The organism is Pseudotabrizicola sp. L79 (genome assembly GCF_036553525.1).
GTDB lineage: Bacteria > Pseudomonadota > Alphaproteobacteria > Rhodobacterales > Rhodobacteraceae > Pseudotabrizicola.
In genome coordinates this window covers 208,168-231,473 of the sequence record NZ_JAZHDA010000052.1, presented here as the reverse complement: position 1 = coordinate 231,473, position 23,306 = coordinate 208,168, and the positions used below count along the sequence as shown (strand labels likewise).

Sequence of the window (23,306 nt, the reverse complement as noted above, 5' to 3'; positions counted from 1 at the left end):
GTCACACCCGCTCGATGATTGTGGCCGCGCCCATGCCACTGGCGATGCACAAGGTGGCAAGGCCGGTGCTCTTGCCGGTGCGCTCCAACTCATCCAGCAAAGTGCCGATGATGATCGCCCCCGTCGCACCCAAGGGGTGGCCCATGGCGATAGATCCGCCATTGGGGTTCACCAGCGCAGGGTCCACATCAAAGGCCTGCATAAAGCGCAGCACGACCGAGGCGAAGGCCTCGTTCACCTCAAACAGGTCAATGTCCTTGATCGACATGCCTGCGTCGCGCAGGATTTTCTCGGTCACCGGAACCGGGCCGGTCAGCATGATCGTCGGGTCGGTGCCGATCTTGGCTGTGGCACGAATACGGGCGCGGGGTTTCAGGCCATGGGCCTCGCCAAACGCCTTGCTGCCGATCAGAACGGCCGCTGCGCCATCGACGATACCGCTGGAATTGCCGGCATGGTGGATGTGATTGATCCGCTCGAGATGCGGGTATTTCATCAGGGCGATCTTGTCAAAACCGGGCATCACTTCGCCCATATCCTTGAAGCTGGCCTTTAGCGCGCCCAACGATTGCATATCGGTGCCGGGGCGCATGTATTCGTCGCGGTCAAGAATGGTCAGACCATTCTGATCGGTAACCGGGATGACCGACTTGGCAAAGCGGTTGTCGGCCCAGGCCGCTGCGGCACGGCGCTGCGATTCAACGGCCAAGGCATCAGCCTGATCGCGGGTAAAGCCATATTCCGTGGCAATGATATCGGCTGAAATGCCCTGCGGCACGAAATAGGTTTTCATCGCCAGCGACGGATCAACGGCAATGGCGGCCCCGTCCGACCCCATCGCGACGCGGCCCATCATCTCGACCCCGCCCGCGATATAGGCTTGGCCCGCACCGCCCCTGACCTGATTGGCGGCCAGGTTCACCGCCTCCATCCCACTGGCGCAAAAGCGGTTGATCGCAAGGCCAGGGATCGACTGATCAAGGTCGGACAACAAGACCGCCGACCGGGCAAGACAGCCGCCCTGTTCGCCCACTTGGGTGACATTGCCCCAGATCACATCCTCTACCGCATGGCCCTCTAGCCCGTTGCGTTCCTTGACCGCATTCAGAACCTTGGCCGACAAGGCGGTCGAGGTGACTTCGTGCAAAGACCCATCGGCGCGGCCCTTGCCACGCGGGGTGCGAATGGCGTCGTAAATATAAGCTTCGGTCATCATCGTCTCCTTCACGCCCGGTCCGAGGGGTTGCCGGGCATCAGCTCATAGGGATGTTTCCAGCCAGGCAGGGCCGCGATGCGGTTCAGCCAGGCGTCGATATGGGGCCAGTCCTTGCGGTCGAACCCAAAGGGTTCGGGATAGTAAAAATACCCGCAGCAAGACAGATCGGCGATCGTGGGGCCCTGCCCAACAATCCAGTCATGCGCCGCAAGATGATCGTCCAAAACCTTGTAGGCGGCTTTCAGGCGGCCCTGCAAAAAGGGAATGACCCCTGCGGGGCGCTTGTCTTCGGGCAGAAAGTTCATCAGGAACCGGGTCGTGCCGATCTGGGTGGACAGCTTGTGATTGTCCCACAAGATCCAGCGCAGGATCTCACGCTGCTCGGCCTCATCACGCCCCCCCAACTGGCCAGAGACCGCAGCGATATGGGTCAGGATCACGCCCGATTGCGTCAACGTCAGGTCGCCATCGACCAGAACCGGCACCTCACCCATGTCATTCAGCGCGCGGAACTCTGGGTTGCGGGCACCACCGTTGAAGAAATCAACAAAAACGGCCTCCCAATCCATGCCGCTCAGGGCAAGAGCAAGGGCGCATTTATAAGCATTTCCGCTTTCGCCAAAGCAGTAGAGTTTCATCGCCATTCCAAAGGCCCTCCCAGACCTGCCGTAGGCTGCGGGGGTTTCACACCCCCGCACCCCCGTGGAGTATTTTGGCCAAGATGAAGCAAGGTTTTGTTAACCCTGTCATCCTAGGCTGATCAGTGCGGTACAGGCTGGAGAGCCGATGACCGCCCAAGGTGAAGCCCCGTTCCGAAGCCCCGGATAGCCAAAACGGACAGTCGGGACGGGGTGGACCTGATTTCATCTTGGCCCTAAATACTCCCCCGCCGGAGGCGCCCGCAGGTGCGGTCTTGCCTCGCCGCTACCTTTTTCGTGCATCCAGTTCCGAATTAAACAGCCTGAGCCTGTGGGTCAGATTGTCCGTGTTCATCACGCTGTCGAAGTGTTCAAACAGAAAGGACAGCGCCTCTCCTTCGTCCAGACCCGCCTCTTGGGCGAACCGCTTGAGACGGCGATAGCCGTCTTCGGTCATGGCGACCGGAAAGCGACGGGTCAGGCGAAAGCGTTTTGGCATGGTCATTTCTCCGGCAGGGTCGGGGCACAGCTTGTGCTGTGGCCCCCTCTCTTGCCCAAAGCTTAGAACGCTTCGGCCGACAGTGCCATGACCGTCTCGGACCCGGTTTCGATCCGGGCCAGATGCATGGCGCAGGCGGGCAGTTGGCGGGCCATGTAGTAGCGGCCGGTGGCGATTTTTGACTCGTAAAAGTCCTTGTCGCCGGCCCCTGCGTCCAGGGCTGCATAGGCGGCTTTTGCCATTCGCGTCCACATCAGGCCAAGGCAGACATGGCCCATCAGGTGCATGAAGTCATAGCTGCCCGACAGTGCGGCATTGGGGTTTTTCATCCCCTGCTGCATGAAGAACATGCCGGCTTGTTGCAGTTGCTTTGACGCCACTTTCAGCGCGTCGGTAAAGCCCTTCATACGCGCATCTTCGTCATGCGCCTTGCACTCGGCCTTGACCATGTCGAAGAAGGCCATGACGTGTTTGCCGCCATCCTGTGTCAGTTTGCGGCCGACCAGATCAAGGGCCTGCACCCCGTTGGCGCCTTCGTAGATCATGGCGATGCGGGCGTCGCGGGCGAATTGCGACATGCCCCATTCCTCGATATATCCGTGTCCGCCATAAACCTGTTGGGCGGCTACGGCCATGTCAAAGCCCTTGTCGGTCTGGAAGCCCTTGATGACCGGGATCATCAGGCTGACCAGGCCTTCGGCGGCGGCATCGCCCTGACGCACTGACCGGTCGATCAGATGGGCCGCCCAGAAGGTAAGGGCCCGCGCGCCTTCGACAAAGCTTTTCTGATCCATCAGGTTGCGGCGGATATCGGGGTGCACGATCAGCGGATCGGCGGGGCCGTCCGGGTTTTCGGTGCCGGTCACGGCGCGGCCTTGCAGGCGGTCCTTGGCATAGGCCAGTGCGTTCTGATAGGCGGCCTCGGCCTGGGCATAGCCTTGGAGGCCAACACCCAGGCGCGCTTCGTTCATCATGGTGAACATGGCGCGCATGCCTTTGTGCAGATCGCCCAGCAGCCAGCCCGTTGCGCCGTCATAGTTCATGACGCAGGTGGCATTGCCGTGAATGCCCATCTTTTCTTCGATCTTGCCGCAGGACAGGCTGTTGCGGGCCCCAAGCGAGCCGTCGTCGTTCACAAGGAACTTCGGCACGATGAACAGCGAGATACCTTTGGTGCCCTCACCCCCCCCCGGTGCCTTGGCCAGCACAAGGTGGATGATGTTTTCGGCCAGATCATGCTCGCCCGCCGAAATGAAGATCTTTTGGCCGGTGATCTTGTAGCTGCCATCTGCCTGCGGTTCGGCCTTGGTGCGCATCAGGCCCAGATCGGTGCCGCAATGCGGCTCGGTCAGGTTCATCGTGCCGGTCCAGTCGCAGGACACCATCTTGGGCAGATACTTGGCCTTTTGCTCGGCCGTGCCATGGGTGTGGATCGCGGAATAGGCGCCGTGGGTCAGGCCCTGATACATGTTGAAGGCCATGTTGGCCGACACGAAGATCTCACCCACCGCGGTGCCCATCAGATAGGGCAGGCCTTGGCCGCCATATTCGGGGTCGCAATCCAGCGCGGTCCAGCCGCCCTCTTTCATTGCCTTGAAGGCCGCGTCAAACCCCTTGGGGGTGCGCACCACGCCGTTTTCCAGAACACAGCCTTCGCGGTCGCCCACGGCGTTCAGCGGGGCCAGCACATCGGATGCCACCTTGCCGGCTTCTTCCAGCACGGCCGAGGTGAAGCCTTGGTCCAGATCGGCATAGCCCGGCACATCGGCATCTGAAACCATCAGCACATCATGCAACAGAAACTGCATGTCTTTGACGGGGGCGGTATAGCTTGGCATCGTCTCTCTCCCTTCGGAAACGGTCTTATTCGGCGGCCTGACGCAGGGTGGCGATCATGCGCTCGCCCTCGGCCAGTTCGGCTTTCAATTCCTTGATCGCCACATCCAGTTCGGCGCGCTGCGCCTCCATCTGGGCCAGGCGGTCTTGGGCCAGTTCATAGGTGCGGATCGCCTGTGCGGCGTTCGATCCGTCACGTTCATACAGATCAAGCACTTGCCGGATGTCTTCCAGGCTGAAGCCAAAGCGCTTGCCGCGCAGGATCAGCTTAAGCCGCGCGCGGTCGCTTTTGGTGAACAGGCGGCGCGATCCTTCGCGGATGGGCGACAGCAATTCTTTCGATTCGTAGAATCGCAGCGTGCGCGGGGTGACATCATAGGCGTCACACATCTGGCGAATGGTCATCGTATCGGTCGGCATCGGCTCACTCTCACAGCACAAACATCATGTGCATCTAGACATGGGTGCTTTGAGAGAGTCTTACCAGATTGCTTTACGTTTACGTCAGCGTAACGTGACGTCACGGGAAAGCGTGACGTGGTGGAACCCTAGTCGAGTTTTGACAGCTCGGTTTCCGTGGTGGCACGCAGGGCGCGCAGGTCATCAATCGTGCCGTCCAGTTCAGCGCGCTGTTTTTCCAGTTCGGCCAGTTGACGGTCGGCAAGGCTGAGAAAGGTTTGCAACTGCGGGCGGGTGCCCTTTTGGCGATACATCAGCAGCCATTGCCGAATTTCCTCAAGCGAAAAGCCAAACCGGCGTCCGCGCAAAATCAGCGTCATCCGCGCCACCTCGCGAGAGCCGTAGAACCGTGACCGGCCTTCCTTTTCTGGCGACAGCAGTTCGATATATTCGTAATAGCGCAGCGTGCGCGGCGTCACATCGAATTTGACGCACATTTCCTTAAAGCTGAGGCGGCTGGTTTCGGGCATGTCGGTCCTCCGACGACCAGCCTATGCAAGCTTGACTTGGCGTGCAACGGGTCTGCCCCCTTGCGGCTGCGGCCGAAGGCAGGAATATGGAGGTGGAAGGATTCCCATGACCGACCTGATCCGCATTGCACGCCAGTTCATCGAAGCCATTCCCCATGCGCGGGCCCTTGGCATGACGTTTGAAAGCCTTGGGGATGGCAAGGCTGCCATTTCCATGCCCTATGATCCGCGCTTTGTTGGCGACCCCGGCACCGGGGTCATTCATGGCGGTGCGGTTTCGGCCCTGATGGATACCGCGTCGGGGGCGGCGGTGATGTGCCACCCCGCTGCGCCCGGATCGACAGCCACCTTAGATTTGCGGATTGATTACTTTCGGGCGGCGACCCCGGGCCAGACCATCACGGCGCGGGCGGAATGCTATCATGTTACCCGTTCGGTCGCCTTTGTGCGCGTGACGGCCACGGATGAGGATGAAAGCCGCCCTGTGGCCGCAGCCACGGGGGCCTTTACGGTGAACACAAAGGCCGAGGCCCCCAAATGAAGAAACGTCCGGAACCGGTTCAGGTGGTCAAGCAGCGGCGGGATGCGGCCCTGAAGGCGCTGGTCACCGGGGTGCCCTATATCGCCTATCTGGGCATTCAGTTTGAACGTCGGGGGGATGAACTGACGGCCATCCTGCCCTTTGACGACAAGCTGATCGGCAATCCCTTGCTGCCTGCCCTGCATGGCGGTGTGACAGCGGCCTTTCTAGAGGTGGCGGCCGTGATCGAACTGGCTTGGTCGGGCCTGTGGGAAGATATGGAAACCGGGCGTGTGGATCCGGGTGAAGGGCTGGCTTTGGTGCGGTTTCCCAAGACCATCGACTTTACGGTTGATTACCTGCGATCGGGCCTGCCGCGCGATGCCTATGCGCGGGCGCGGATCAACCGGTCGGGGCGGCGCTATGCCTCGGTGCATGTCGAGGCGTGGCAGGACAACCGGGCGCGCCTGTTTGCCCAAGCCACGGGCCATTTCCTGATGCCCCCGCCACCCGGCTCTCCTGCCGAATGACGACGATCACCAACGCCCGCATCTGGGCGATTTCCTGGCCGATCATTCTGTCAAATGCCACCGTGCCGATCCTTGGGGCGGTCGATACCGCCGTGGTCGGCCAGATCGGACAGGCGGCGCCGATTGGGGCGGTGGGGCTGGGGGCTGTGATTCTTGCCTCGGTTTACTGGATTTTCGGATTTCTGCGGATGGGGACAAGCGGCCTTGCCGCCCAGGCCCATGGCGCCGGCGATCAGGTCGAGAGGGCGGCCATCCTGTATCGTGCCTTGGTGATCGGTCTTGGCTTTGGACTGATCATCGTGGTGGCGCAGGCGGGGTTGTTCTGGGCCGCCTTTCGTCTGGCCCCGGCCTCGGATCAGATTGAGTCTCTGGCGCAGGAATACCTTTCGATCCGTATCTGGGGGGCACCTGCCACCATCGCGCTTTATGCCGTGAATGGCTGGCTGATCGCGGTCGAGCGCACAAGGTCGGTGCTGATCTTGCAGATCTGGATCAATGGTGTGAATGCGGTTCTTGACCTGTGGTTCGTGCTGGGGTTGGGCTGGGGCGTGCAGGGGGTGGCACTGGCCACCCTGACCGCCGAGGTGACAGGCCTGTGCCTTGGCCTTTGGCTGTGCCGTGCGGCCTTTGGCCCGATCTGGCAATCTGCCCTTGCGGCCCTGCGCAATGCGGTGGCCCTGCGGCGGATGCTGTCGGTGAATGGCGCAATCATGCTGCGCACCGTTTTGTTGCAAGGGGCCTTTACGTCCTTTCTGTTCTTGTCGGCGGGGCAGGGCGACCAAAGTCTGGCGGCCAATCAGGTGCTGATGCAATTTCTGTCGATCACGGCCTATGCGCTGGATGGCTTTGCCTTTGCCGCGGAAACGCTGGTGGGCCAAGCGGTCGGGGCGCGGGCGCGCGACGATCTGCAGCGCGCCGCGCGGCTGTCGTTTCGCTGGGGCATTGCGGGCAGCCTGCTGTTGGGGCTGGCCTTTGGTCTGGGCGGGCCGGTCTTGATTGATCTGATGACCACAGCCCCCGATGTCAGGGCCGAGGCGCGAAGCCTGCTGATCTGGGTGGCGCTTGCCCCGGTCATCGGCATTGCAAGCTGGATGTATGACGGCATCTTCATTGGCGCGACGTTGACCCGCGCCATGGTGATCAGCGTGGCGGTTGCCGTGGTTGCCTATGGCGCGGCCGTGGCCCTGCTGCCCCCGATCTTTGGCAATCACGGCCTGTGGGCCGCGTTGATGGTTCTGAATGCCATGCGGGGCATTACGGCGGGCCTGATGTGGCCGGGCCTGCGCCGGGGGCTTATGACTTAAGCAGGCGGAACGCGGTCGAGGCACCGTATCCGGCGGCCACCGCAATCAGCAGCGACAGCAGGCCATAGATCAACGGCTGTTCGCGTGAGAGATTGGTCAGGAATCGCTCCAGCCCCTCTTTGCGGACGTTGATCTGGCGTTCCAGATGGTCAACCACCACACCGTCGCGCGTCAGAAAGATGCGCACCCGAAACATGCCTTCTGTCAGGTTGGCTGGCAAAACCACATCTGTGCGGAACAACGTGGCTTCGGTCAGTTGCACGCTGCGCTCATCAAGGCGGTATTGACCCTCTTCTTTGCGGATGCGCACCAAGGCATCAATAAAGCCCGGCGAATCCTTGGCCTGAGAGCTGATGCCGACAGAGCGAATGGCGCGTGGAATGGTGATCTGATGGCGCAGATTTTCGGTTTCGCTGAGCACGTCATCCAGAAAGCCAGTGGTCGCCACCGCGTAAAACGACGGTGCCCGCCCGATCTGAACGGCCTCGGTATTCACCCAGATACCAAAGCGCCGCTCTTTCTTGCGCACGATCAATGGGGTTGATGGCCCCTCGACCGTGACGATCACATGCAGCGGCGGGGTTTTGATTGCCGGCTCGTCGCGCTTGACCGCGCCATAAATCAGGATTTCCGATCCGTCAAAGTCAGCCGTGATCGACACCCGGTTCTGGCTTAGGCCCGCCACGATCTGTTCATTCGCCAAAGCGGGCCACGCAAGGCAAAGCCACAAGACCAGCAGCCGGATCATGGCAATACCCCCGGTGCCAAGGAATAAAGTTCGGTCGGGCGCAGCAACAGATCCAGCCCGATCTTGGCGGCAACGGCGATCACCAGCAGCGACAAAAGAATGCGCAATTGTTCGGCCTTAAGCCGCCCTGACAGCATGGCCCCGAATTGCGCCCCGACCACCCCGCCAAGGATCAGCAGGATGGCCAGCATCATATCAACCGTATTCGCGGTGACCGCATGCATGATGGTGGTAAAGGCGGTCACAAAGATGATCTGGAACAGCGACGTGCCGATCACAACCTTGGTGGGCATGCCCAGCAGATAGATCATGGCCGGCACCATGATAAAGCCGCCGCCCACACCCATGATGGCGGCCAGAAACCCGACCAGCGCCCCCACAGCCAAAGGGGGCAGAACCGAGATATAAAGGCCCGAGGCGCGGAACTTGACCTTGAAGGGCAGGCCGTGCACCCAATTATGTGTATGGGCCCGACGGATCGGGGCCCCCGGCTTTTTAGACCGCAGGATGGCGCGGGCGCTTTCGGCGAACATGGTGATGCCGATAAAGCCCAGAAAAAAGACGTAAGACAGCTGCACCAGCAGATCGACCTGCCCCCGCGCCGTCAGCACTGCAAAGACCCAGACCCCAACGGTCGAGCCCATCAGACCCCCGACCAGCAGCACCACGCCCATGCGCAGATCCACCGCCTTGCGCTTAAGCTGTGCCAGCACACCCGAAATCGACGACGCCACAACCTGATTTGCCCCGGTCGCCACGGCAATGGCGGGGGGGATTCCGATGAAGAACAGCAAGGGCGTAATCAGAAAGCCGCCCCCCACACCAAACAGGCCGGACAAGAACCCGACGATTCCCCCGATACCAAGAAGAAGAAAGGCGTTCACCGATACTTCGGCGATGGGAAGATAAAGTTGCATGTGCAGGCCCAAAGGGCAAAGGGGCGATCAGATCAAAGCGTTGCGCAGCTTTGACCACGAAGTCAAACGCCGAACACCCTCATCGGAGGGTGTTTAAGTAATGTCGAAGGATGCGTTCCAGTTTTGTCGCACCCAGCGGGGCCATCGCCTTGGTGTGGTCATGGCTGATCTGTTCATCCGACAGGCCGGCCGCCATATTGGTGATGGTCGAGATCGCCGCAACCTTCAGGCCCAGAAACCGGGCAAGGATGACCTCGGGCACGGTAGACATGCCAACCGCATCGGCCCCCAGCAGTTTCAGCATGCGAATTTCGGCCGGGGTTTCAAAGCTGGGGCCGGAATACCAGGCGTAAACGCCCTCTTTCAGATCAATCCCCTCGGCCTTGGCGCTGGCCCGCAGGGCGGCGCGCAGGGCAGGGTCATGCGCGTCGGCCATCGGCACAAAACGGCCATCGGTTGGTTCACCGATCAATGGGTTACGCCCGTTGTAATTGATGTGATCCGACAACAGCATCAGATCGCCCGGCGGAATATCGGGGCGCATCGACCCCGCGGCATTGGTCAACAGCAAACTGCCTGCGCCAAGGTCTTTCAACACCTCAAGCGCCGGGCGCATGGCGGCGGCATTGCCGTTTTCGTAAAAATGCTCCCGCGCGCCAAAGACGGCCACGCGCACCCCCTGCAACATGCCAATGTGCAGATGCGGGTTGTGGCCTGAAACGCTGACATGCGGAAAGCCGGGCAGATCGGCATAGGGAATGGCCACCCCGTCAACCGCATGGGCCAGGTGGCCCAGCCCCGAGCCAAGGATCAGCCCCAGCGCCACGGGCGCATCGCCCGCCCTTGCGCGGATGGTGGCCAGCGCCTCAGCGTTCCTTGACATAGGGCTCTCCTCCGGCGCGGGGTGGAATGGCCTTGCCGACAAAACCGGCCAGAACCAGAACGGTCAGAATATAGGGCAGGGCGTCAAGGAATGGCACCGGCACCTTGACCTGCACCACGGCCTGAACCACATCCGGCCGCAGCGCCAGCGCCTGAAAAAAGCCGAACAGCAGGCAGGCCCACATGGCCGCCACGGGCCGCCACTTGGCAAAGATCAGGGCGGCAAGGGCAATGTAACCGCGCCCTGCCGTCATTTCGCGCCCAAAGCCTGCTTGCAGGGCCGTGGCCATATAGGCCCCCGCCAAGCCGCACAGAACGCCAGTGATCGCCACCGCTGCAAAGCGCAGACCCACCACCGAAACGCCAGCCGTATCAACGGCAGCCGGGTTTTCCCCCACGGCGCGCAACCGCAGGCCAAAGCGGGTGCGAAACAGCACCCACCATGTCAGCGGCACAATCAGAAACGCCATGTAAACCAGCACCGAATGGCCCGAGATCACCTCGTAATACAGCGGGCCCACAAAGGGGATGTCGCGCATCGCCTCGGCCCCCGGCAGGATCACCGGATTAAAGCGGGCGTCGCCCGTCAGTGGCGGGGTGCGCCCCCCTTGGCGAAACAGCGCCTGCGCAATCAGCACCGTCATGCCGCTGGCCAGAAAGTTCAGCGCCACACCGGAAATCAACTGATTGCCGCGAAAGGTGATCGAGGCGATGCCGTGGATCGCCGCAAAGATCAGCGAGGCGCCAATGCCCGCCAAAAGCCCGGCCCAAGCCGACCCTGTCAGCGCGGCCACGGCCCCGGCGGCCATTGCGGCGGCCAGCATCTTGCCTTCAAGCCCGATGTCAAAGATCCCCGCGCGTTCGGAATAAAGCCCCGCCAGACAGGCCAGCAGCAAGGGCGTGGCCAGACGCAGCGTTGTATCCAGCATCTGCAACAATGTTGCGTAATCCATCACGCGGCCCCCCCGGCGGACCGGATCGCCTTGGCCGACCGGAACAGGCCAAAGATGCGGCCCAACAGCATGCGCACCATCATATCCAGCGCGCCGGTGAACAGAATGACCAGCCCCTGCACCACGATGCGCATTTCAATCGGAATACTGGTCCACAGGCCCAACTCGGCCCCACCCTGATAAAGAAAGCCAAACAGCAGCGCGGCCAGCACCACCCCGAACGGGTGGTTGCGGCCCATCAGCGCGACCGCAATGCCGATGAACCCCGCCCCTTCGGACGAATTCTGCAGCAACCGCTCGGCCTCGCCCATCACGTTGTTGATGCTCATCATGCCGGCCAGTGCGCCGGAAATCAGCATGGCGATGATGGTGATGCGCACCGGGTTGATGCCAGCGTATTTGGCCGCCGATTCCGATTTGCCAAAGGCGCGGATCTGATAGCCCAGCCGCGTGCGCCACAGCAAAGCCCAGACGACCACCGCCATCGCCAAGGCAATGAACAGTGTCACATTCGCTGGAACAGCCTTGGTAAAGACCAGATTGAACAGTGGAATATCGTTCAGCGCGGGCAGTTTGGCGCCTTCGGGAAAGCGGGCCGAGGCCGGGTCCATCTGGCCCGCCGGGCGCAGCACATCGACCAGCAGATAGACCAGCAGGGCGGCGGCGATATAGTTGAACATGATCGTGGTGATCACGATATGGCTGCCGCGTTTGGCCTGCAGATAGGCCGGAATGGCCGCCCATGCCGCCCCGAACACAGCCGCCCCGGCTGTGGCGGCAAGCAATGCCACCGTCCAATGCGGCCAGGGAAAGGCCAGACAGACCAAGGCCACGCCCAGGCCACCCAATTGCGCTTGCCCCTCTCCGCCGATGTTGAACAGGCTGGCGTGAAAGGCCACGGTGACGGCAAGGCCGGTAAAGATAAAGCTGGTGGCGTAATACAGCGTATACCCCCAGCCATAGGGCGACCCAAGCGCCCCATCGACCATCACCTTGAAGGCCTCGACCGGGCTTTGCCCAATGGCCAGCAACACCAGCGCCGAAATCACCGCCGCCAGCAGCAGGGAAATCAGGGGCACAAGGGCCACATCGGCCCATTTCGGCAAACGGTCCATCAGGCGGCCTCTCCCTTGCCGGTCATCCCGGCCATCATCAGGCCAAGTTCGCGTTCATTGGTCTGGTCAGGGTCACGCAGGCCCATGATCTTGCCATCAAACATCACGGCGATGCGGTCAGACAGGCTCATTATCTCGTCCAGCTCCACACTGACCAGCAAGATTGCCTTGCCCTGATCCCGCAGCGCGATGATCTGTTTGTGGATGAACTCGATCGCCCCGATATCAACCCCGCGCGTGGGTTGACCGATCAACAGCAGATCGGGGTTGCGCTCAATCTCGCGCGCGACGACGATTTTCTGCTGGTTGCCGCCCGAGAAACTTTTGGCCGCCAGGGTGGGAATGGGCGGGCGCACATCAAAGGTGGCCATCTTCTTTTCGGTATCGGCCCTGATCGCGTCGTTATCCATGAACAGGGCCGACTTTTGGTATTTCGGATCGTTGAAATAGCCAAAAGCCACGTTTTCCCAAGCGGTGAAATCAAGGATCAGCCCGTGGTGGTGCCGGTCTTCGGGCACATGGGCGATGCCAGCCGCGCGGCGGCTTTGGCCATCTGACCCGGCCCCCGACAGCGGCAGATCGGTGTCGTTCAGGGTGGCCCGCCCGGTCGAACGGATCATCCCGCCCAAGACTTCCAGCAACTCGGTCTGTCCATTGCCTGAAACCCCGGCAATGCCCAGAATTTCGCCCGCCCGAATTTCAAGGTTGATGCCCTTAAGCCGTTCAACACCGTGTTCATCGCGCACCTTCAGGTTTTCAACCTTCAGCACTGTGGCCCCCGGCTTTGCCGGGCCTTTTTCAACCTCTAGCAGGACTTTGCGGCCCACCATCAACTCGGCCAATTGCTCGGCGCTGGTTTCGGCGGTCTTGACAGTGGCAACCATGGTCCCGCGCCGCATCACGCTGACATTGTCGGTGGCTTCCATGATTTCGCGCAGCTTGTGGGTGATCAGGATCACGGTCTTGCCCTGATCCTTTAACCCCCTCAGGATACGGAACAAATGGTCAGCCTCATCTGGCGTCAGCACGCCGGTGGGTTCGTCCAGAATCAGGATATCAGCCTGCCGATACAGCGCCTTCAGGATCTCGACCCGCTGTTGATGCCCAACCGACAGATCCTCGATCAGCGCATCGGGATCAACATCCAGTTCGTAGTCTTCGGCCAGTTGCTTCAGCACCTTGCGTGCCTTGGTCAGCGAGGTGTTCAGCAATTGCCCGTCTTCGGCGCCAAGGATGATGTTTTCCAGCACCGTGAAATTCTGCACCAGCTTGAAATGCTGGAACACCATGCCGATACCGGCGCGAATGGCGCTCTGGCTGTCGGGAATGGGGGTCAGCTTGCCGCTGATGTAAATCTGCCCGGCATCGGCTTTGTAAAAGCCATAAAGGATCGACATCAGCGTGGATTTCCCCGCGCCGTTTTCGCCGATGATGCCGTGAATCGTGCCGCGTGGGACGGCAATGTTGATGTCTTTATTGGCCTGAACCGGACCAAAGGCCTTGGAAATGCCTTTCAGTTCGATGGCAAAGGGGGCGGCCGTTGCCGGCCGCCCCGTGTTTTGCGCCGTGTCGACCATCAGAAGGTCGCAGCCGGGCAGGTGTTGTCAGCCATGTAGTCGTGAACCACGACTTCGCCCGACTTGATCTTTTCAGCCGCCGCATCGACAGCGGCCTGCATTTCCGGGGTGACCAGCGCGGCGTTGTTTTCATCCATCGCATAGCCAACGCCATCATTGGCCAGACCCATCACATTGATGCCGGGGGTCAGGTTCTCACCTTCGACAAAGGCGGCGTAAACGGCATTGTCCACGCGCTTCATCATCGAGGTCAGAACCGAGCCGGGGTGCATGTAGTTCTGGTTGGAATCGACACCGATCGACAGGATGCCCTCGTCCGCGGCGGCTTGCAGAATGCCCACGCCCGTGCCGCCTGCTGCCGCGTAAATCACGTCAGCGCCTTGCGATTTCTGACCCTTGGCCAGTTCCGCGCCCTTGACCGGATCGTTCCATGCCGCCGGGGTGGTGCCGGTCATGTTCAGGATGATCGTCGCATCGGGATTGGCGGCCTTGACGCCCTGCGCATAGCCGCAGCCGAATTTGCGGATCAGCGGAATATCCATGCCACCGATAAAGCCGACTGTGCCGGTTTTCGACGCCATCGCCGCCATCATGCCGACCAGATAGCTGCCTTCATGTTCGTTGAAGACCACCGATTTCACGTTGGGCTGATCGACGACCATATCGACGATGGCGAATTTCGTATCGGGGAAATCCGGGGCGACGGTGTTCAGCACATCGCCAAAGGCAAAGCCGGTCATGACGACGGGGTTGGCGCCGGCCTCGGCCAGACGACGCAGGGCCTGCTCACGCTGGGCCTCGTTCTGCATTTCCAGCTCTTTATAGGTGCCGCCGGTTTCCTTGGCCCATTTCTCGGCGCCGTTAAAGGCAGCCTCGTTGAAGGATTTGTCGAATTTGCCGCCCAGATCGAAGATGATCGCAGGTTCAGCCGCGGCAACGCCAGCGGTCAGGGCCAGCGCGCCGGCTGCGCCCATCAGTTGCTTGATCATGGTCATCGAATGTCTCCCGGTTGTCGTTGTGACGAATGCTTTTTCTTGCCCGAACCCATCCAAAGGCTGCGGGCGCAGCCTGCGGGGGATTTGGTCGATTGCCAATTTAGGGCAGGACAGATGCAAAGGGTCAAGGGCCATTCGGAAGGGACTGCTACTGATTTGACTTTTCGATCAAAAAGCAAGCGCTGATCGAACCGGTTCCCTGGCGTCAGTCGGGCAGGGTCAGGCTGCGGGACAAGATCAGCGCATCAACCGGTTGCCCCTGCGGCGCGTGATAATAGGCCTTTCGGCGGCCGTTTTGGGCGAATCCCTGCGATTCATACAGGGCAATCGCGGCGGCATTGTCGGCGGCCACTTCCAGAAAGGCTGTGGCGGCCCCGCGATCTTGGGCTGTGGTGACAAAGCCGTGCAGCAGCCTTGTGCCAATCCCTTGCCGTTGGAGGGCAGGGTCAACGGCGATGGTCAGCAACTCGGCCTCATCCGCGATGACGCGGCCCAGCAGAAAGCCGCCTGATTCGATCAGTGCAAAGGTCAGCGGGCTGTCGAGGAGGGATGCGATTTCAGCCGCGCTCCAGGGCCTTGGGGTGATAAAGCAGGCCGCGTGCAGGCGGGCCAGGGCGGCGCAGTCAGGCATCAAGAATAACCGGAGGCAGATCGCTTGGCGGGGCGGCATCGGCGCTGCGCAGATAAAAGGGCGCAGGCCGGGGATGGGTGGTGCCAAGCCGCGCTTGGGCCACCTGCGCAATCGCCTGAACCAGCGGCATGGCTGGGTGCAACGGATTGATTTTGTTCAACATTTCAGTGGCAGAGCCGACCGTGGGCAATGCCCCGATGGCTTGGCGCGCCTGATCGACGGTCAGCAATTGGGCGGGGTGGTCGGTGGCATTGAAGAGTTGCAGATACACCTCATCCCGGCGGGCATCTTGCGCGACGGCAAGGGGGCGGGGCAGGCCTTGGGCCAGCGCGTCAAACACGGTGACGCCGATGGCCGGAATGCCCAGCGCGAGGGATAGGCCCCGGGCGGTGGCCACGCTGATGCGGACGCCCGTGAAATTGCCGGGGCCAGTGCCGACGCCAATGGCGGCCAGATCAGGCCAGCCAAGCCCCGCCTTTGCCAGCAGATCCTGCACCAAGGGCAGCAGGCGTTCGGCTTGGCCTTTGGCCATTTCCTCTTGCATGATCAGACAGTTGCCATCAGGCAAAAGCAAAGCGGCGGCGCAATGCGCCGCCGATGTATCGAAAGCCAGAACCGTCTCAGGCCGCAACAGGACGAACCTCGGTCACCTCGGGGATATAGTGGCGCAGCAGGTTTTCGATGCCCATCTTCAGCGTCAGCGTGCTGGACGGGCAACCGGCGCAGGCGCCCTGCATATGCAGATAGACGACGCCGCGATCAAAGCCGTGAAAGGTGATGTCGCCCCCATCCTGCGCCACGGCCGGGCGCACGCGCGTATCAAGCAACTCTTTGATTTGATTAACAATTTCGGCATCTTCGCCGGAATGTTCGGCATGCCCCCCTGCGGCCTTTGCCTCGCCCTCCAGCACCGGGGCGCCGGATTGGTAATGTTCCATGATCGCGCCAAGGATGGCCGGTTTGATGTGTTGCCAATCGGCAGAGTCGGCTTTGGTGACGGTCACGAAATCATTGCCGAAAAACACGCCCGTCACACCGCCGGCGGCGAAGATGCGTTTGGCCAGAGGCGATTTGTCGGCGGCCTCGACGCTGGGGAAGTCGGCTGTGCCGATCTCAAGCACGGTTTGGCCGGGCAGGAATTTCAGCGTGGCGGGGTTCGGGGTAGACTCGGTCTGGATGAACATCTGCAATCTCCGACTGTTCCTCTCGGATATGCGCCCTTGGCCCCGGCAAGTCAAGTTTAGAGCGGTTCTAAACGCTAGAGAAACAGCGCCCAAAGCAGATAAAGCCCGTTTGCCGTGATCAGGCACGATACGGCAAAAGACCCCAAGTCCTTGGCTTGTTTGGCAAATTCTGACCAGTCTGGCGACAGGTGATCCACAAGAACCTCAATCGCGGTGTTAAGCGATTCGACGGCGATCAGCACCAGCATCAAGATGGCAAAGCCGATGATCTTGGGCAGGCCCACGTTCAGGGCCGCCAAAAGGGCCAGTCCGGCGGCAAGGGCGAGCAGTTCCTGACGAAAGGCGGATTCCCGCAGCAGGCGCTGAAACCCCATGAAGGAATACTGCGCGGCGGCGAAGAAATGGGCGATGCCGGTTTTGCGCGGCGGTTTTGTCTTGGGGGAAAGCGAAGCCATGGGGGGCCTGTCGGGGCTGGGGCCAGCCCCTTGGGGTGGCGTGGTTTAAGCGTGGGATATCCGTGGTTTTTGCGTGGTGCATCTGTATATACAGCCGTCACCACGCCCTTGGGGCCGTCAGGTGATGCTTTCCAGACGCTCTTTCGACATGTCACCCGGCACGATGGTCAGCGGCACGGGCAGGCTGCCCGAGTTTTTCGACATCTGGGTGACCAGCGGGCCGGGGCCCGATTTATCAGTGCCCGCACCCAGCACCAGAACGCCAATCCGGGTGTCTTCGTTGACCAGTGCCAGTATCTCGGTCACCGGATCACCTTCGCGGATCACCAGATCGGGGTTCACCCCCTGCTTGTCGCGCATCCATTTGGCAAAGACCTCGAAATGCGCCTCGATCCGTTCGCGCGCCTCGGCCCGCATCAGATCGGCCACGCCCATCCAGTCTTGAAACTCCTCTGGCGGGATGACCGACAAGATGGTGACCCCGGCCCCGGTATGGGCCGCGCGCAGGGCGGCAAAGCGCATCGCGTTCAAGCATTCGCGGCTGTCATCCAGCACGACTAGAAATTTCCGCATGTCACGTCTCCGTTGCGGGGGCATATTGGGCGGGTGGTGCGGGCTTGTCCAGCCTTGGCCGCCCTAGCCCTGCGACGCCGCCCAATCCCAATAGAGCCTGCGGGCACGTTCTGTCATCTGCCGGGTCTTGTATTCGGTGTCGTCAAAGGCGCGAACCGATGTGACCTTGGCAAAGTTGCCAGACAGAAACACCTCGTCTGCGGCATGGACATCGTCAAAGGTCAGGACGGTTTCGATCACCTGCACCCCATCGGCGCGCAGATTGGCGATGTGGCGGGCGCGGGTGATGCCGGCCAGAAAGGTGCCGTTCGGAATCGGGGTAAAGACGACGCCATCTTTCACCAGAAACACATTGGCCGTGGCGCTTTCGGCCAGATTGCCCATGGCATCGGCGGCCAGCGCATTGCCAAAGCCTTTTTGCCGTGCCTCGACCAGCATGCGGGCGTTGTTGGGGTAGAGACAGCCTGCCTTGGCGTTGCAGACGTTGTCTTCCAGCACCGGGCGACGAAAGCGGGTGCGGGTGACGGTGGTCTGAAAGTCGGCCGGGGGCATGGCGACCTGTTCAAGGCAGATGGCAAAGCCGGTCGAACCGGGTTTCGGGTTTACCCCCAGATCGCCGCCATCAATGGCCCAATACATCGGGCGGATATAGACGGCCTGATCGGGGCCATAGGCGCGCAGGCCTTCGCGCGTGATCTCTTCGATCTCGCCCGCCTGCATCGTGGGGGTGATCATCAGCGCCTCGGCGCTGCGGTTGACCCGGTCGCAATGCAGGGCAAGATCGGGGACCAGCCCATGGGCATAGCGCGCGCCATCAAAGACCGACGAGCCCTGCCACAGGCCATGATCGGCGGCGCGCATCACGGGAATGTCGCCATCGTGCCATTTGCCGTCAAACCAGGTGCGGATGTTGGTGCCAAAGGACATGGGGGCCTCATTTGTCTGGATCAGTTGGTCTGGGTCGGAGTTCGCGCGACTAGACCAGTCGGGGCGGCAGAGGGCAAGGGGGGCGACAAAAAGGCCCCCGGCGCCGTGGGGACAACGGGCCGGGGGCATGGGGCGGGTTGCCGGGAAGGGCAACAGTTGGGGACAGACCCCGCCCGATTCGTCTGCGCCCAGTCTGGCGGGGGGATGAAACGGTTTCGTGACGGGGGAAAGGCTGAGGGGGGCGGCGATCAGGCCAGCAGGCGGCGGCTGGCCCGCAGGCCGCGATGCGACAGGGCCGAGGCAAGGGCAGAGGCAAGGCTGGCGCCAAAGGCGGCAAGGCCGGCCAGCAGTTCGGTGGCAAGGTTGGTGGCGCGCAGGGTGGCGCGAAACAGCCGCGATTTGCCCAAAAGCTCGGCCGCGGCAAGGCTGCGCGGGCCAAGTGCGGTGGTGACGCGCGACAGGCGGGCGGCATCGGCGGCATCATCGACCAGCGGCAAAAGATGCAGGGTGGCGCTGGGGCCGATGGTGTCGGATATGCGGCCAAGGTCGGTCAGGGTGGCCGTCAACGGGGCCAGCGCATCGGCGCGCAGCAGGGCCGTCAGATCATCGGCTGACCGGGCGGCGGGCAGGGCGGCCCAGTCCAGGCCGTTGCGCAGGGCGGTGCTGGCGGTGGCGGTCAGGCGCGGGGACAATAGGCGCAGGCCGCGGGCCAGTTTGGCGGTGGCGGCCCCGGCCTTGACGGTCAGCGACGTGCCGCCCGACGTGATGGCAAGGGCGGTGGCCGAGAGGCCGATGATCGACAGGCCCAGGTCGATCTGGTCGATCTGGGTGCCGCTGGCATAATCAACCCCGGCCTGCGCGATGCCGCGGATGTCTTCGATCGGGGTCAGCAGGATCGGGGCCTTGCAGACCATGGCGGTGGTCAGGCTGCATTGGGTGATGTCGATCACGCAGGCGGCGCAATTCTGGGCCAGGTGCAGGGGGCTGAAATCGGCGTCGCGGGCGGTGGTCAGGCGTTGGGTCAGATCGGGGGGCAGGGTCAGGCCGCGCTGTGCGGCCAGGTCTGTCAGCGCATCCAGCGCCAGCCAGTTGCGGGGCTGTTCCGACAGCCGCACCCCGATCTGCGCGGCCAACCGCTCGGCGGTGGCCTCGGCCGCCAGTTGGCGGTCGATACTGGCGGTGATTTCGGCAAGCGTCGCCTCGCGCAGGGGGCGCAGGGTGGGGTCGGCCCAGATGGCAAGGCCCGCGTGCAGAGTGACAAAGCCTGACGCCAGCAGGGCCAGCGTCAGCAGGGCGCGGGTGAGGCGCAGGACCATGCCCGCCTAGACCGCGCGGCGCGAGCGGACCATGCCGGTGATGTCATAGACCTGATCGACGATCGGGCGGGCAATCGCCTCGGCCCGGTCGGCACCCTGACCAAGGATGCGGTCGATTTCGGCCGGGTCTTGCATCAGGCGGTTCATCTCGGTCGTGATCGGGGCCAGTTTCGCCACGGCCAGTTCCGCCAGCTTTGGCTTGAAGCTGCCAAATTGCGCCCCCGCATGTTCGGCAATGACCTGCGCCGTGGTCAGGCCCGCAAGCGCGGCATAGATGTTCACCAGATTGCGGGCCTCGGGCCGGTCTTTCAGCCCGTCAAGCGTGTCGGGCAGGGGTTCGGGATCGGTCTTGGCCTTGCGGATTTTCGCAGCGATGGCATCGGCATCATCGGTCAGGTTGATGCGCGACTGATCGGAGGGATCGGATTTCGACATCTTCTTGCTGCCGTCGCGCAGGCTCATGACGCGGGTGGCGGCGCCTTCGATGATGGGTTCGACCACGGGGAAGAAATTCACGCCGTAATCATTGTTGAACTTGATCGCGATGTCGCGTGTCAGTTCCAGATGCTGTTTCTGATCATCGCCCACGGGCACCATGGTGGCGTGATAGGCCAGAATATCGGCGGCCATCAGCGCGGGATAGGCAAAGAGGCCAAGGCTTGCGGCCTCGGCATTCTTGCCGGCGGTCTTGTCTTTCCACTGGGTCATCCGACTCATCCAGCCCATGCGGGCGACGCAGTTGAAGATCCAGGCCAGTTCGGCATGGGCCGAGACCTGGCTTTGGTTGAACAGGATCGACCGCGCGGGGTCGATGCCGGCGGCGATGAAGGCGGCGGCCCCTTCGCGGGTTTGCTGGCGCAGCTTGGCCGGATCTTGCCAGACGGTGATCGCATGCATGTCGACGAGGCAGTAGATCGTCTCGATGCCTTCGTCCTGCTTTTCGACAAACCGCTTGAGCGCCCCAAGGTAATTGCCAAGGGTCAGCCCGCCCGAGGGTTGGATGCCCGAGAAGATGCGCGGCTTGAAAGGCGATGTGATGGGCGACTGAGGCGTTTGGACCGGCTCGGTCATGATGTGCTCCACTGGAAATTTCTGTCTCTGTGGCGTAATCCAAGGGGCAGGGGGCGTCAATTGCGGCCAGGCCTGCGCGATGCGCCCCGCCACGCATGAGCAGAAAGAAGCACAGATGCAGGATCATAACGCGCCGCCCTTGAACCCCTTGCCGTGGGTGGTCTGGGCGATTGCCTTGCCGATCATCGCGATGGAGGCGGTGGTGTCGCTGGCCGCGGCGGGTTTGGTGGGCGGGCCAGAGGGGATTGGCTGGCGCATTCAGGCGGTGGAGCGCTTTGCCTTTTCGCCCGATTACATGCGCTATCTGATGGAAGTGGGCGATTATTCGGCCGAAGGGATGCTGCGGCTGCTGACCTATCCGCTGGTGCATCTGTCGGTGATGCATACGGTGTTCGTGGTCGTGATCTTGCTGGCCTTGGGCAAGATGGTGGGCGAGGTGTTTCGCTGGTGGGCGGTGCTGGCGGTGTTCTTTGGCTCGGCCGCTGTGGCGGCGCTGGTGTATACGCTGGTCTTGCCAGGCGTTAGCCAGCCCCTGATCGGGGGCTATCCGGCGGTCTATGGCATGATCGGCGGGTTCACCTTTTTGCTGTGGGTCAATCTGGCGGCGGTGGGGGCGAACAAATACCGCGCCTTTACGATGATCGGCTTTTTGCTGGGCATTCAGCTGGTGTTTGGCCTGCTGTTTGGCGGCGGCTGGGAATGGGTGGCCGATGTGGCGGGGTTTGTGACCGGCTTTGTGCTGTCGTTTCTGGTCAGCCCCGGGGGCTGGGGCCGGGTGGTGCAGAAATTGCGCCAGCGCTGAGATCGGGGCGGGGAAAGGCAGGGGGCGCTGCCCCCTGTCGCGGGTTTCTGCGAACCCCGCTGACCCCCGGAGTATTTTGGCCAAGATGAAGGGGCGGCCGCAGGTCAGGGGTTTGGGCCCGCTGTGTTGGGCGCGTCAGGGTTTCTTGCGGCGCAGGGCGGATTTCAGATCGGCCAGTTTGAAGGCGCCGATGGCGGTGCCGAAGCCGAAATAGGCGATGATCCCGGCGCTGATGAGGAGGGCAAGGCCCGCCACCCGCAGGCGCGGGGCGCCGAGCAGGGGGCCGAGGAGGATCATGCCGAGCCACAGGACGACGCCCATGACCAGCGCCGCCAGAACGATGCGCCAGAGGCGGGTTTTCATGCGGCTGTCGAAGGCCGCTTCGGGGCCCATGGCGCGGCTGCCGCGCCAGAGTTGGGCGGCCATGATCCAGCCCGAGGCGGTGGTGGCGATGGCGGCGGCGGTGAAGCCGATCAGCGGCATCAGGCCGATGGCCAGCGCGGCATTCACCACCATCGAGGTCAGCGCATAGTGGAAGGGGCGGCGGGTGTCTTCGCGGGCGTAGAACAGCGGTTGCAGCACCTTTTGCAGCACGAAGGCGGGCAGGCCGAGGCCATAGGCGGCCAGAGCCAGTGCGGTATTGGCGGTGTCGTCCGGGCCAAAGGCGCCGCGTTGGTAGAGCACCTCGCACAGCGGGAGGGCGATGACCACGAGGGCCACGGCGGCGGGGATGGTGAGGGCAAGGGCGAATTCGGTGCCGCGGTTGAAGGCATCCTGGCCATCTTGCGCGTCGCCTGCGCGCAGGGCGCGGGAGAGGGCGGGCAGCAGGGCGGTGCCGATGGCGATGCCGACGACGCCGAGGGGCAGTTGGTAAAGCCGGTCGGCATAGGCGAGCCAGGCGACGGCGCCTTCGGTTTGTGAGGCGACCTGTCGGCCGACGATCAGGTTGATCTGCACCACGCCGCCCGCCAGCAGGGCGGGGCCTGCGATGATAAACAGGCGTTTGAGATCGGGTGTCCAGCGTGGCAGGCCGAGGCGGAAGGTTTGCCCGAGGCGGCGAGCGGAAAACCAGGTATAGGCGAATTGCAGAACCCCGGTCAGCGGCAGGGTCCAGGCCAGTGTCATGCCCATATCCCAGCCAAAGCGGCCCGCCAGCAGCATGGCGGCGATGAAGGCGAGGTTCATCAGGACGGGGACGAAGCCGGCCTCGGTAAAGCGGCCGCGGGTGACCAGAACGCCCGAGATCAGCGCCACCAGGCTGACGAAGAGGATGTAGGAAAAGCCGACCTGACCATAGGCCACGGCCAGATCAAAGCGCGCATCCCCCGCAAAGCCCGAGGCCATGGCATAGACCAGCGCGGGCATGGCAAGGGTGCCGACCACCGAAAACAGCACCAGAAACCATGCCATCACATTGAAGGCGTCTTGCGCGAACTGGCCCGCGTCTTCGCCGGCTTCGAGCTTTTTGGAATAGAGCGGGACGAAGGCGGTGTTGAAGGCGCCTTCGGCAAAGAAGCGGCGGAACATGTTGGGCAGCGATTGCGCCACCAGCAGCGCATCGGCGGCGGCGCCTGCGCCAAGGTAATTGGCCATCAGCACATCGCGGGCAAAGCCTGCGCCGCGCGAGACGAGCGTCCAGCCGCCGAGGGTAAGGACGTTGCGGATCAGGCCTTTGGAACTGGTCATCG

Annotated in this window: 26 protein-coding genes; 4 read left to right on the top strand and 22 right to left on the bottom strand. The window is 62.4% G+C overall.

Annotated elements, in window-relative coordinates; translation table 11 throughout:
- Position 1: 1 nt before the first annotated feature.
- The 6 genes from V3C85_RS14325 to V3C85_RS14300 form a co-directional block, all read right to left on the bottom strand.
- On the bottom strand, positions 2-1,213 hold the full coding sequence (locus tag V3C85_RS14325; protein ID WP_331795856.1) for an acetyl-CoA C-acetyltransferase: 1,212 nt from the start codon (positions 1,211-1,213) through the stop codon (positions 2-4).
- An 11-nt stretch (positions 1,214-1,224) separates the two neighbouring features.
- Positions 1,225-1,860, bottom strand: a complete 636-nt coding sequence (locus V3C85_RS14320) for a glutathione S-transferase family protein (RefSeq protein ID WP_331795855.1) — start codon at positions 1,858-1,860, stop codon at positions 1,225-1,227.
- 280 nt (positions 1,861-2,140) lie between these two features.
- A complete protein-coding gene (locus tag V3C85_RS14315; RefSeq protein ID WP_331796042.1) occupies positions 2,141-2,353 on the bottom strand; it encodes a hypothetical protein in 213 nt (70 codons plus the stop codon).
- Positions 2,354-2,415: 62 nt separating this feature from the next.
- Positions 2,416-4,191 (bottom strand): acyl-CoA dehydrogenase C-terminal domain-containing protein, encoded by a 1,776-nt coding sequence (locus tag V3C85_RS14310; protein WP_331795854.1) that lies wholly within the window; start codon positions 4,189-4,191, stop codon positions 2,416-2,418.
- A 25-nt stretch (positions 4,192-4,216) separates the two neighbouring features.
- Positions 4,217-4,609, bottom strand: coding sequence for a MerR family transcriptional regulator (locus V3C85_RS14305; RefSeq protein ID WP_331795853.1), 393 nt, complete (start codon positions 4,607-4,609; stop codon positions 4,217-4,219).
- A gap of 128 nt (positions 4,610-4,737) precedes the next feature.
- Complete coding sequence (locus V3C85_RS14300) at positions 4,738-5,118, bottom strand: MerR family transcriptional regulator (RefSeq protein WP_331795851.1); 381 nt, start codon at positions 5,116-5,118, stop codon at positions 4,738-4,740.
- A gap of 106 nt (positions 5,119-5,224) precedes the next feature.
- Between V3C85_RS14300 and V3C85_RS14295 the strand changes: the two genes are divergently transcribed.
- From V3C85_RS14295 to V3C85_RS14285, 3 genes are read left to right on the top strand one after another with little or no spacing between them, the layout of a single operon-like run.
- A complete protein-coding gene (locus tag V3C85_RS14295; RefSeq protein ID WP_331795850.1) occupies positions 5,225-5,659 on the top strand; it encodes a PaaI family thioesterase in 435 nt (144 codons plus the stop codon).
- On the top strand, positions 5,656-6,168 hold the full coding sequence (locus V3C85_RS14290; protein WP_331795849.1) for a PaaI family thioesterase: 513 nt from the start codon (positions 5,656-5,658) through the stop codon (positions 6,166-6,168). Before V3C85_RS14295 ends, V3C85_RS14290 begins: the two co-directional genes overlap by 4 nt.
- Positions 6,165-7,472 (top strand): MATE family efflux transporter, encoded by a 1,308-nt coding sequence (locus V3C85_RS14285; protein ID WP_331795848.1) that lies wholly within the window; start codon positions 6,165-6,167, stop codon positions 7,470-7,472. The genes V3C85_RS14290 and V3C85_RS14285 overlap by 4 nt, the downstream gene beginning before the upstream one ends.
- On the opposite strand, the gene V3C85_RS14280 is transcribed toward V3C85_RS14285, so the two are convergent.
- The 15 genes from V3C85_RS14280 to trpS all read right to left on the bottom strand — a co-directional run bounded on the left by V3C85_RS14280 (position 7,462) and on the right by trpS (position 20,816).
- Positions 7,462-8,220: a TIGR02186 family protein gene (locus V3C85_RS14280; RefSeq protein WP_331795847.1), complete on the bottom strand. Its 759-nt coding sequence runs from the start codon at positions 8,218-8,220 to the stop codon at positions 7,462-7,464. The genes V3C85_RS14285 and V3C85_RS14280 overlap by 11 nt on opposite strands.
- Positions 8,217-9,137, bottom strand: a complete 921-nt coding sequence (locus V3C85_RS14275) for a sulfite exporter TauE/SafE family protein (RefSeq protein ID WP_331795846.1) — start codon at positions 9,135-9,137, stop codon at positions 8,217-8,219. The genes V3C85_RS14280 and V3C85_RS14275 overlap by 4 nt, the downstream gene beginning before the upstream one ends.
- 79 nt (positions 9,138-9,216) lie before the next feature.
- Positions 9,217-10,020, bottom strand: a complete 804-nt coding sequence (locus V3C85_RS14270; RefSeq protein WP_331795845.1) for a purine-nucleoside phosphorylase — start codon at positions 10,018-10,020, stop codon at positions 9,217-9,219.
- Entirely contained in the window at positions 10,004-10,972 is a 969-nt protein-coding gene (locus V3C85_RS14265) for an ABC transporter permease (protein ID WP_331795844.1), read from the bottom strand. Before V3C85_RS14265 ends, V3C85_RS14270 begins: the two co-directional genes overlap by 17 nt.
- A complete protein-coding gene (locus tag V3C85_RS14260) occupies positions 10,972-12,087 on the bottom strand; it encodes an ABC transporter permease (protein WP_331795842.1) in 1,116 nt (371 codons plus the stop codon). Before V3C85_RS14260 ends, V3C85_RS14265 begins: the two co-directional genes overlap by 1 nt.
- Complete coding sequence (locus V3C85_RS14255; protein ID WP_331795840.1) at positions 12,087-13,664, bottom strand: ABC transporter ATP-binding protein; 1,578 nt, start codon at positions 13,662-13,664, stop codon at positions 12,087-12,089. The genes V3C85_RS14260 and V3C85_RS14255 overlap by 1 nt, the downstream gene beginning before the upstream one ends.
- Positions 13,664-14,659 (bottom strand): BMP family lipoprotein, encoded by a 996-nt coding sequence (locus V3C85_RS14250; protein ID WP_331795838.1) that lies wholly within the window; start codon positions 14,657-14,659, stop codon positions 13,664-13,666. Before V3C85_RS14250 ends, V3C85_RS14255 begins: the two co-directional genes overlap by 1 nt.
- A 205-nt stretch (positions 14,660-14,864) precedes the next feature.
- Positions 14,865-15,290 (bottom strand): ribosomal protein S18-alanine N-acetyltransferase, encoded by a 426-nt coding sequence (rimI, locus tag V3C85_RS14245; RefSeq protein WP_331795836.1) that lies wholly within the window; start codon positions 15,288-15,290, stop codon positions 14,865-14,867.
- Positions 15,283-15,921, bottom strand: a complete 639-nt coding sequence (gene tsaB / locus V3C85_RS14240) for a tRNA (adenosine(37)-N6)-threonylcarbamoyltransferase complex dimerization subunit type 1 TsaB (RefSeq protein ID WP_331795835.1) — start codon at positions 15,919-15,921, stop codon at positions 15,283-15,285. The genes rimI and tsaB overlap by 8 nt, the downstream gene beginning before the upstream one ends.
- Positions 15,911-16,474, bottom strand: a complete 564-nt coding sequence (locus tag V3C85_RS14235) for a NifU family protein (RefSeq protein ID WP_331795834.1) — start codon at positions 16,472-16,474, stop codon at positions 15,911-15,913. Before V3C85_RS14235 ends, tsaB begins: the two co-directional genes overlap by 11 nt.
- A gap of 74 nt (positions 16,475-16,548) precedes the next feature.
- Positions 16,549-16,929, bottom strand: a complete 381-nt coding sequence (locus V3C85_RS14230; RefSeq protein ID WP_331795832.1) for a diacylglycerol kinase — start codon at positions 16,927-16,929, stop codon at positions 16,549-16,551.
- 117 nt (positions 16,930-17,046) lie between these two features.
- Entirely contained in the window at positions 17,047-17,502 is a 456-nt protein-coding gene (locus tag V3C85_RS14225; protein WP_331795830.1) for a universal stress protein, read from the bottom strand.
- A gap of 63 nt (positions 17,503-17,565) precedes the next feature.
- Positions 17,566-18,429 carry a branched-chain amino acid aminotransferase gene (locus V3C85_RS14220; RefSeq protein WP_331795828.1) on the bottom strand — a complete coding sequence of 288 codons (864 nt, stop codon included), beginning with the start codon at positions 18,427-18,429 and terminating at the stop codon, positions 17,566-17,568.
- 248 nt (positions 18,430-18,677) lie between these two features.
- Positions 18,678-19,745 (bottom strand): hypothetical protein, encoded by a 1,068-nt coding sequence (locus V3C85_RS14215; RefSeq protein WP_331795827.1) that lies wholly within the window; start codon positions 19,743-19,745, stop codon positions 18,678-18,680.
- 6 nt (positions 19,746-19,751) lie between these two features.
- Positions 19,752-20,816 carry a tryptophan--tRNA ligase gene (gene trpS / locus V3C85_RS14210; RefSeq protein ID WP_331795826.1) on the bottom strand — a complete coding sequence of 355 codons (1,065 nt, stop codon included), beginning with the start codon at positions 20,814-20,816 and terminating at the stop codon, positions 19,752-19,754.
- A gap of 115 nt (positions 20,817-20,931) precedes the next feature.
- Between trpS and V3C85_RS14205 the strand changes: the two genes are divergently transcribed.
- Positions 20,932-21,618, top strand: coding sequence for a rhomboid family intramembrane serine protease (locus tag V3C85_RS14205; protein ID WP_331795824.1), 687 nt, complete (start codon positions 20,932-20,934; stop codon positions 21,616-21,618).
- 135 nt (positions 21,619-21,753) lie between these two features.
- On the opposite strand, the gene murJ is transcribed toward V3C85_RS14205, so the two are convergent.
- Positions 21,754-23,304: a murein biosynthesis integral membrane protein MurJ gene (gene murJ / locus V3C85_RS14200; protein ID WP_331795822.1), complete on the bottom strand. Its 1,551-nt coding sequence runs from the start codon at positions 23,302-23,304 to the stop codon at positions 21,754-21,756.
- Between the last annotated feature and the right edge of the window lie 2 nt (positions 23,305-23,306).

Coding starts and splice junctions, on each gene's coding strand:
- V3C85_RS14325 (WP_331795856.1), bottom strand. CDS start 1,213: ATGACCGAAGCTTATATTTACGACGCCATTCGCACCCCGCGTGGCAAG.
- V3C85_RS14320 (WP_331795855.1), bottom strand. CDS start 1,860: ATGGCGATGAAACTCTACTGCTTTGGCGAAAGCGGAAATGCTTATAAA.
- V3C85_RS14315 (WP_331796042.1), bottom strand. CDS start 2,353: ATGCCAAAACGCTTTCGCCTGACCCGTCGCTTTCCGGTCGCCATGACC.
- V3C85_RS14310 (WP_331795854.1), bottom strand. CDS start 4,191: ATGCCAAGCTATACCGCCCCCGTCAAAGACATGCAGTTTCTGTTGCAT.
- V3C85_RS14305 (WP_331795853.1), bottom strand. CDS start 4,609: ATGCCGACCGATACGATGACCATTCGCCAGATGTGTGACGCCTATGAT.
- V3C85_RS14300 (WP_331795851.1), bottom strand. CDS start 5,118: ATGCCCGAAACCAGCCGCCTCAGCTTTAAGGAAATGTGCGTCAAATTC.
- V3C85_RS14295 (WP_331795850.1), top strand. CDS start 5,225: ATGACCGACCTGATCCGCATTGCACGCCAGTTCATCGAAGCCATTCCC.
- V3C85_RS14290 (WP_331795849.1), top strand. CDS start 5,656: ATGAAGAAACGTCCGGAACCGGTTCAGGTGGTCAAGCAGCGGCGGGAT.
- V3C85_RS14285 (WP_331795848.1), top strand. CDS start 6,165: ATGACGACGATCACCAACGCCCGCATCTGGGCGATTTCCTGGCCGATC.
- V3C85_RS14280 (WP_331795847.1), bottom strand. CDS start 8,220: ATGATCCGGCTGCTGGTCTTGTGGCTTTGCCTTGCGTGGCCCGCTTTG.
- V3C85_RS14275 (WP_331795846.1), bottom strand. CDS start 9,137: ATGCAACTTTATCTTCCCATCGCCGAAGTATCGGTGAACGCCTTTCTT.
- V3C85_RS14270 (WP_331795845.1), bottom strand. CDS start 10,020: ATGTCAAGGAACGCTGAGGCGCTGGCCACCATCCGCGCAAGGGCGGGC.
- V3C85_RS14265 (WP_331795844.1), bottom strand. CDS start 10,972: ATGGATTACGCAACATTGTTGCAGATGCTGGATACAACGCTGCGTCTG.
- V3C85_RS14260 (WP_331795842.1), bottom strand. CDS start 12,087: ATGGACCGTTTGCCGAAATGGGCCGATGTGGCCCTTGTGCCCCTGATT.
- V3C85_RS14255 (WP_331795840.1), bottom strand. CDS start 13,664: ATGGTCGACACGGCGCAAAACACGGGGCGGCCGGCAACGGCCGCCCCC.
- V3C85_RS14250 (WP_331795838.1), bottom strand. CDS start 14,659: ATGACCATGATCAAGCAACTGATGGGCGCAGCCGGCGCGCTGGCCCTG.
- rimI (WP_331795836.1), bottom strand. CDS start 15,290: ATGCCTGACTGCGCCGCCCTGGCCCGCCTGCACGCGGCCTGCTTTATC.
- V3C85_RS14235 (WP_331795834.1), bottom strand. CDS start 16,474: ATGTTCATCCAGACCGAGTCTACCCCGAACCCCGCCACGCTGAAATTC.
- V3C85_RS14230 (WP_331795832.1), bottom strand. CDS start 16,929: ATGGCTTCGCTTTCCCCCAAGACAAAACCGCCGCGCAAAACCGGCATC.
- V3C85_RS14225 (WP_331795830.1), bottom strand. CDS start 17,502: ATGCGGAAATTTCTAGTCGTGCTGGATGACAGCCGCGAATGCTTGAAC.
- V3C85_RS14220 (WP_331795828.1), bottom strand. CDS start 18,429: ATGTCCTTTGGCACCAACATCCGCACCTGGTTTGACGGCAAATGGCAC.
- V3C85_RS14215 (WP_331795827.1), bottom strand. CDS start 19,745: ATGGTCCTGCGCCTCACCCGCGCCCTGCTGACGCTGGCCCTGCTGGCG.
- trpS (WP_331795826.1), bottom strand. CDS start 20,816: ATGACCGAGCCGGTCCAAACGCCTCAGTCGCCCATCACATCGCCTTTC.
- V3C85_RS14205 (WP_331795824.1), top strand. CDS start 20,932: ATGCAGGATCATAACGCGCCGCCCTTGAACCCCTTGCCGTGGGTGGTC.
- murJ (WP_331795822.1), bottom strand. CDS start 23,304: ATGACCAGTTCCAAAGGCCTGATCCGCAACGTCCTTACCCTCGGCGGC.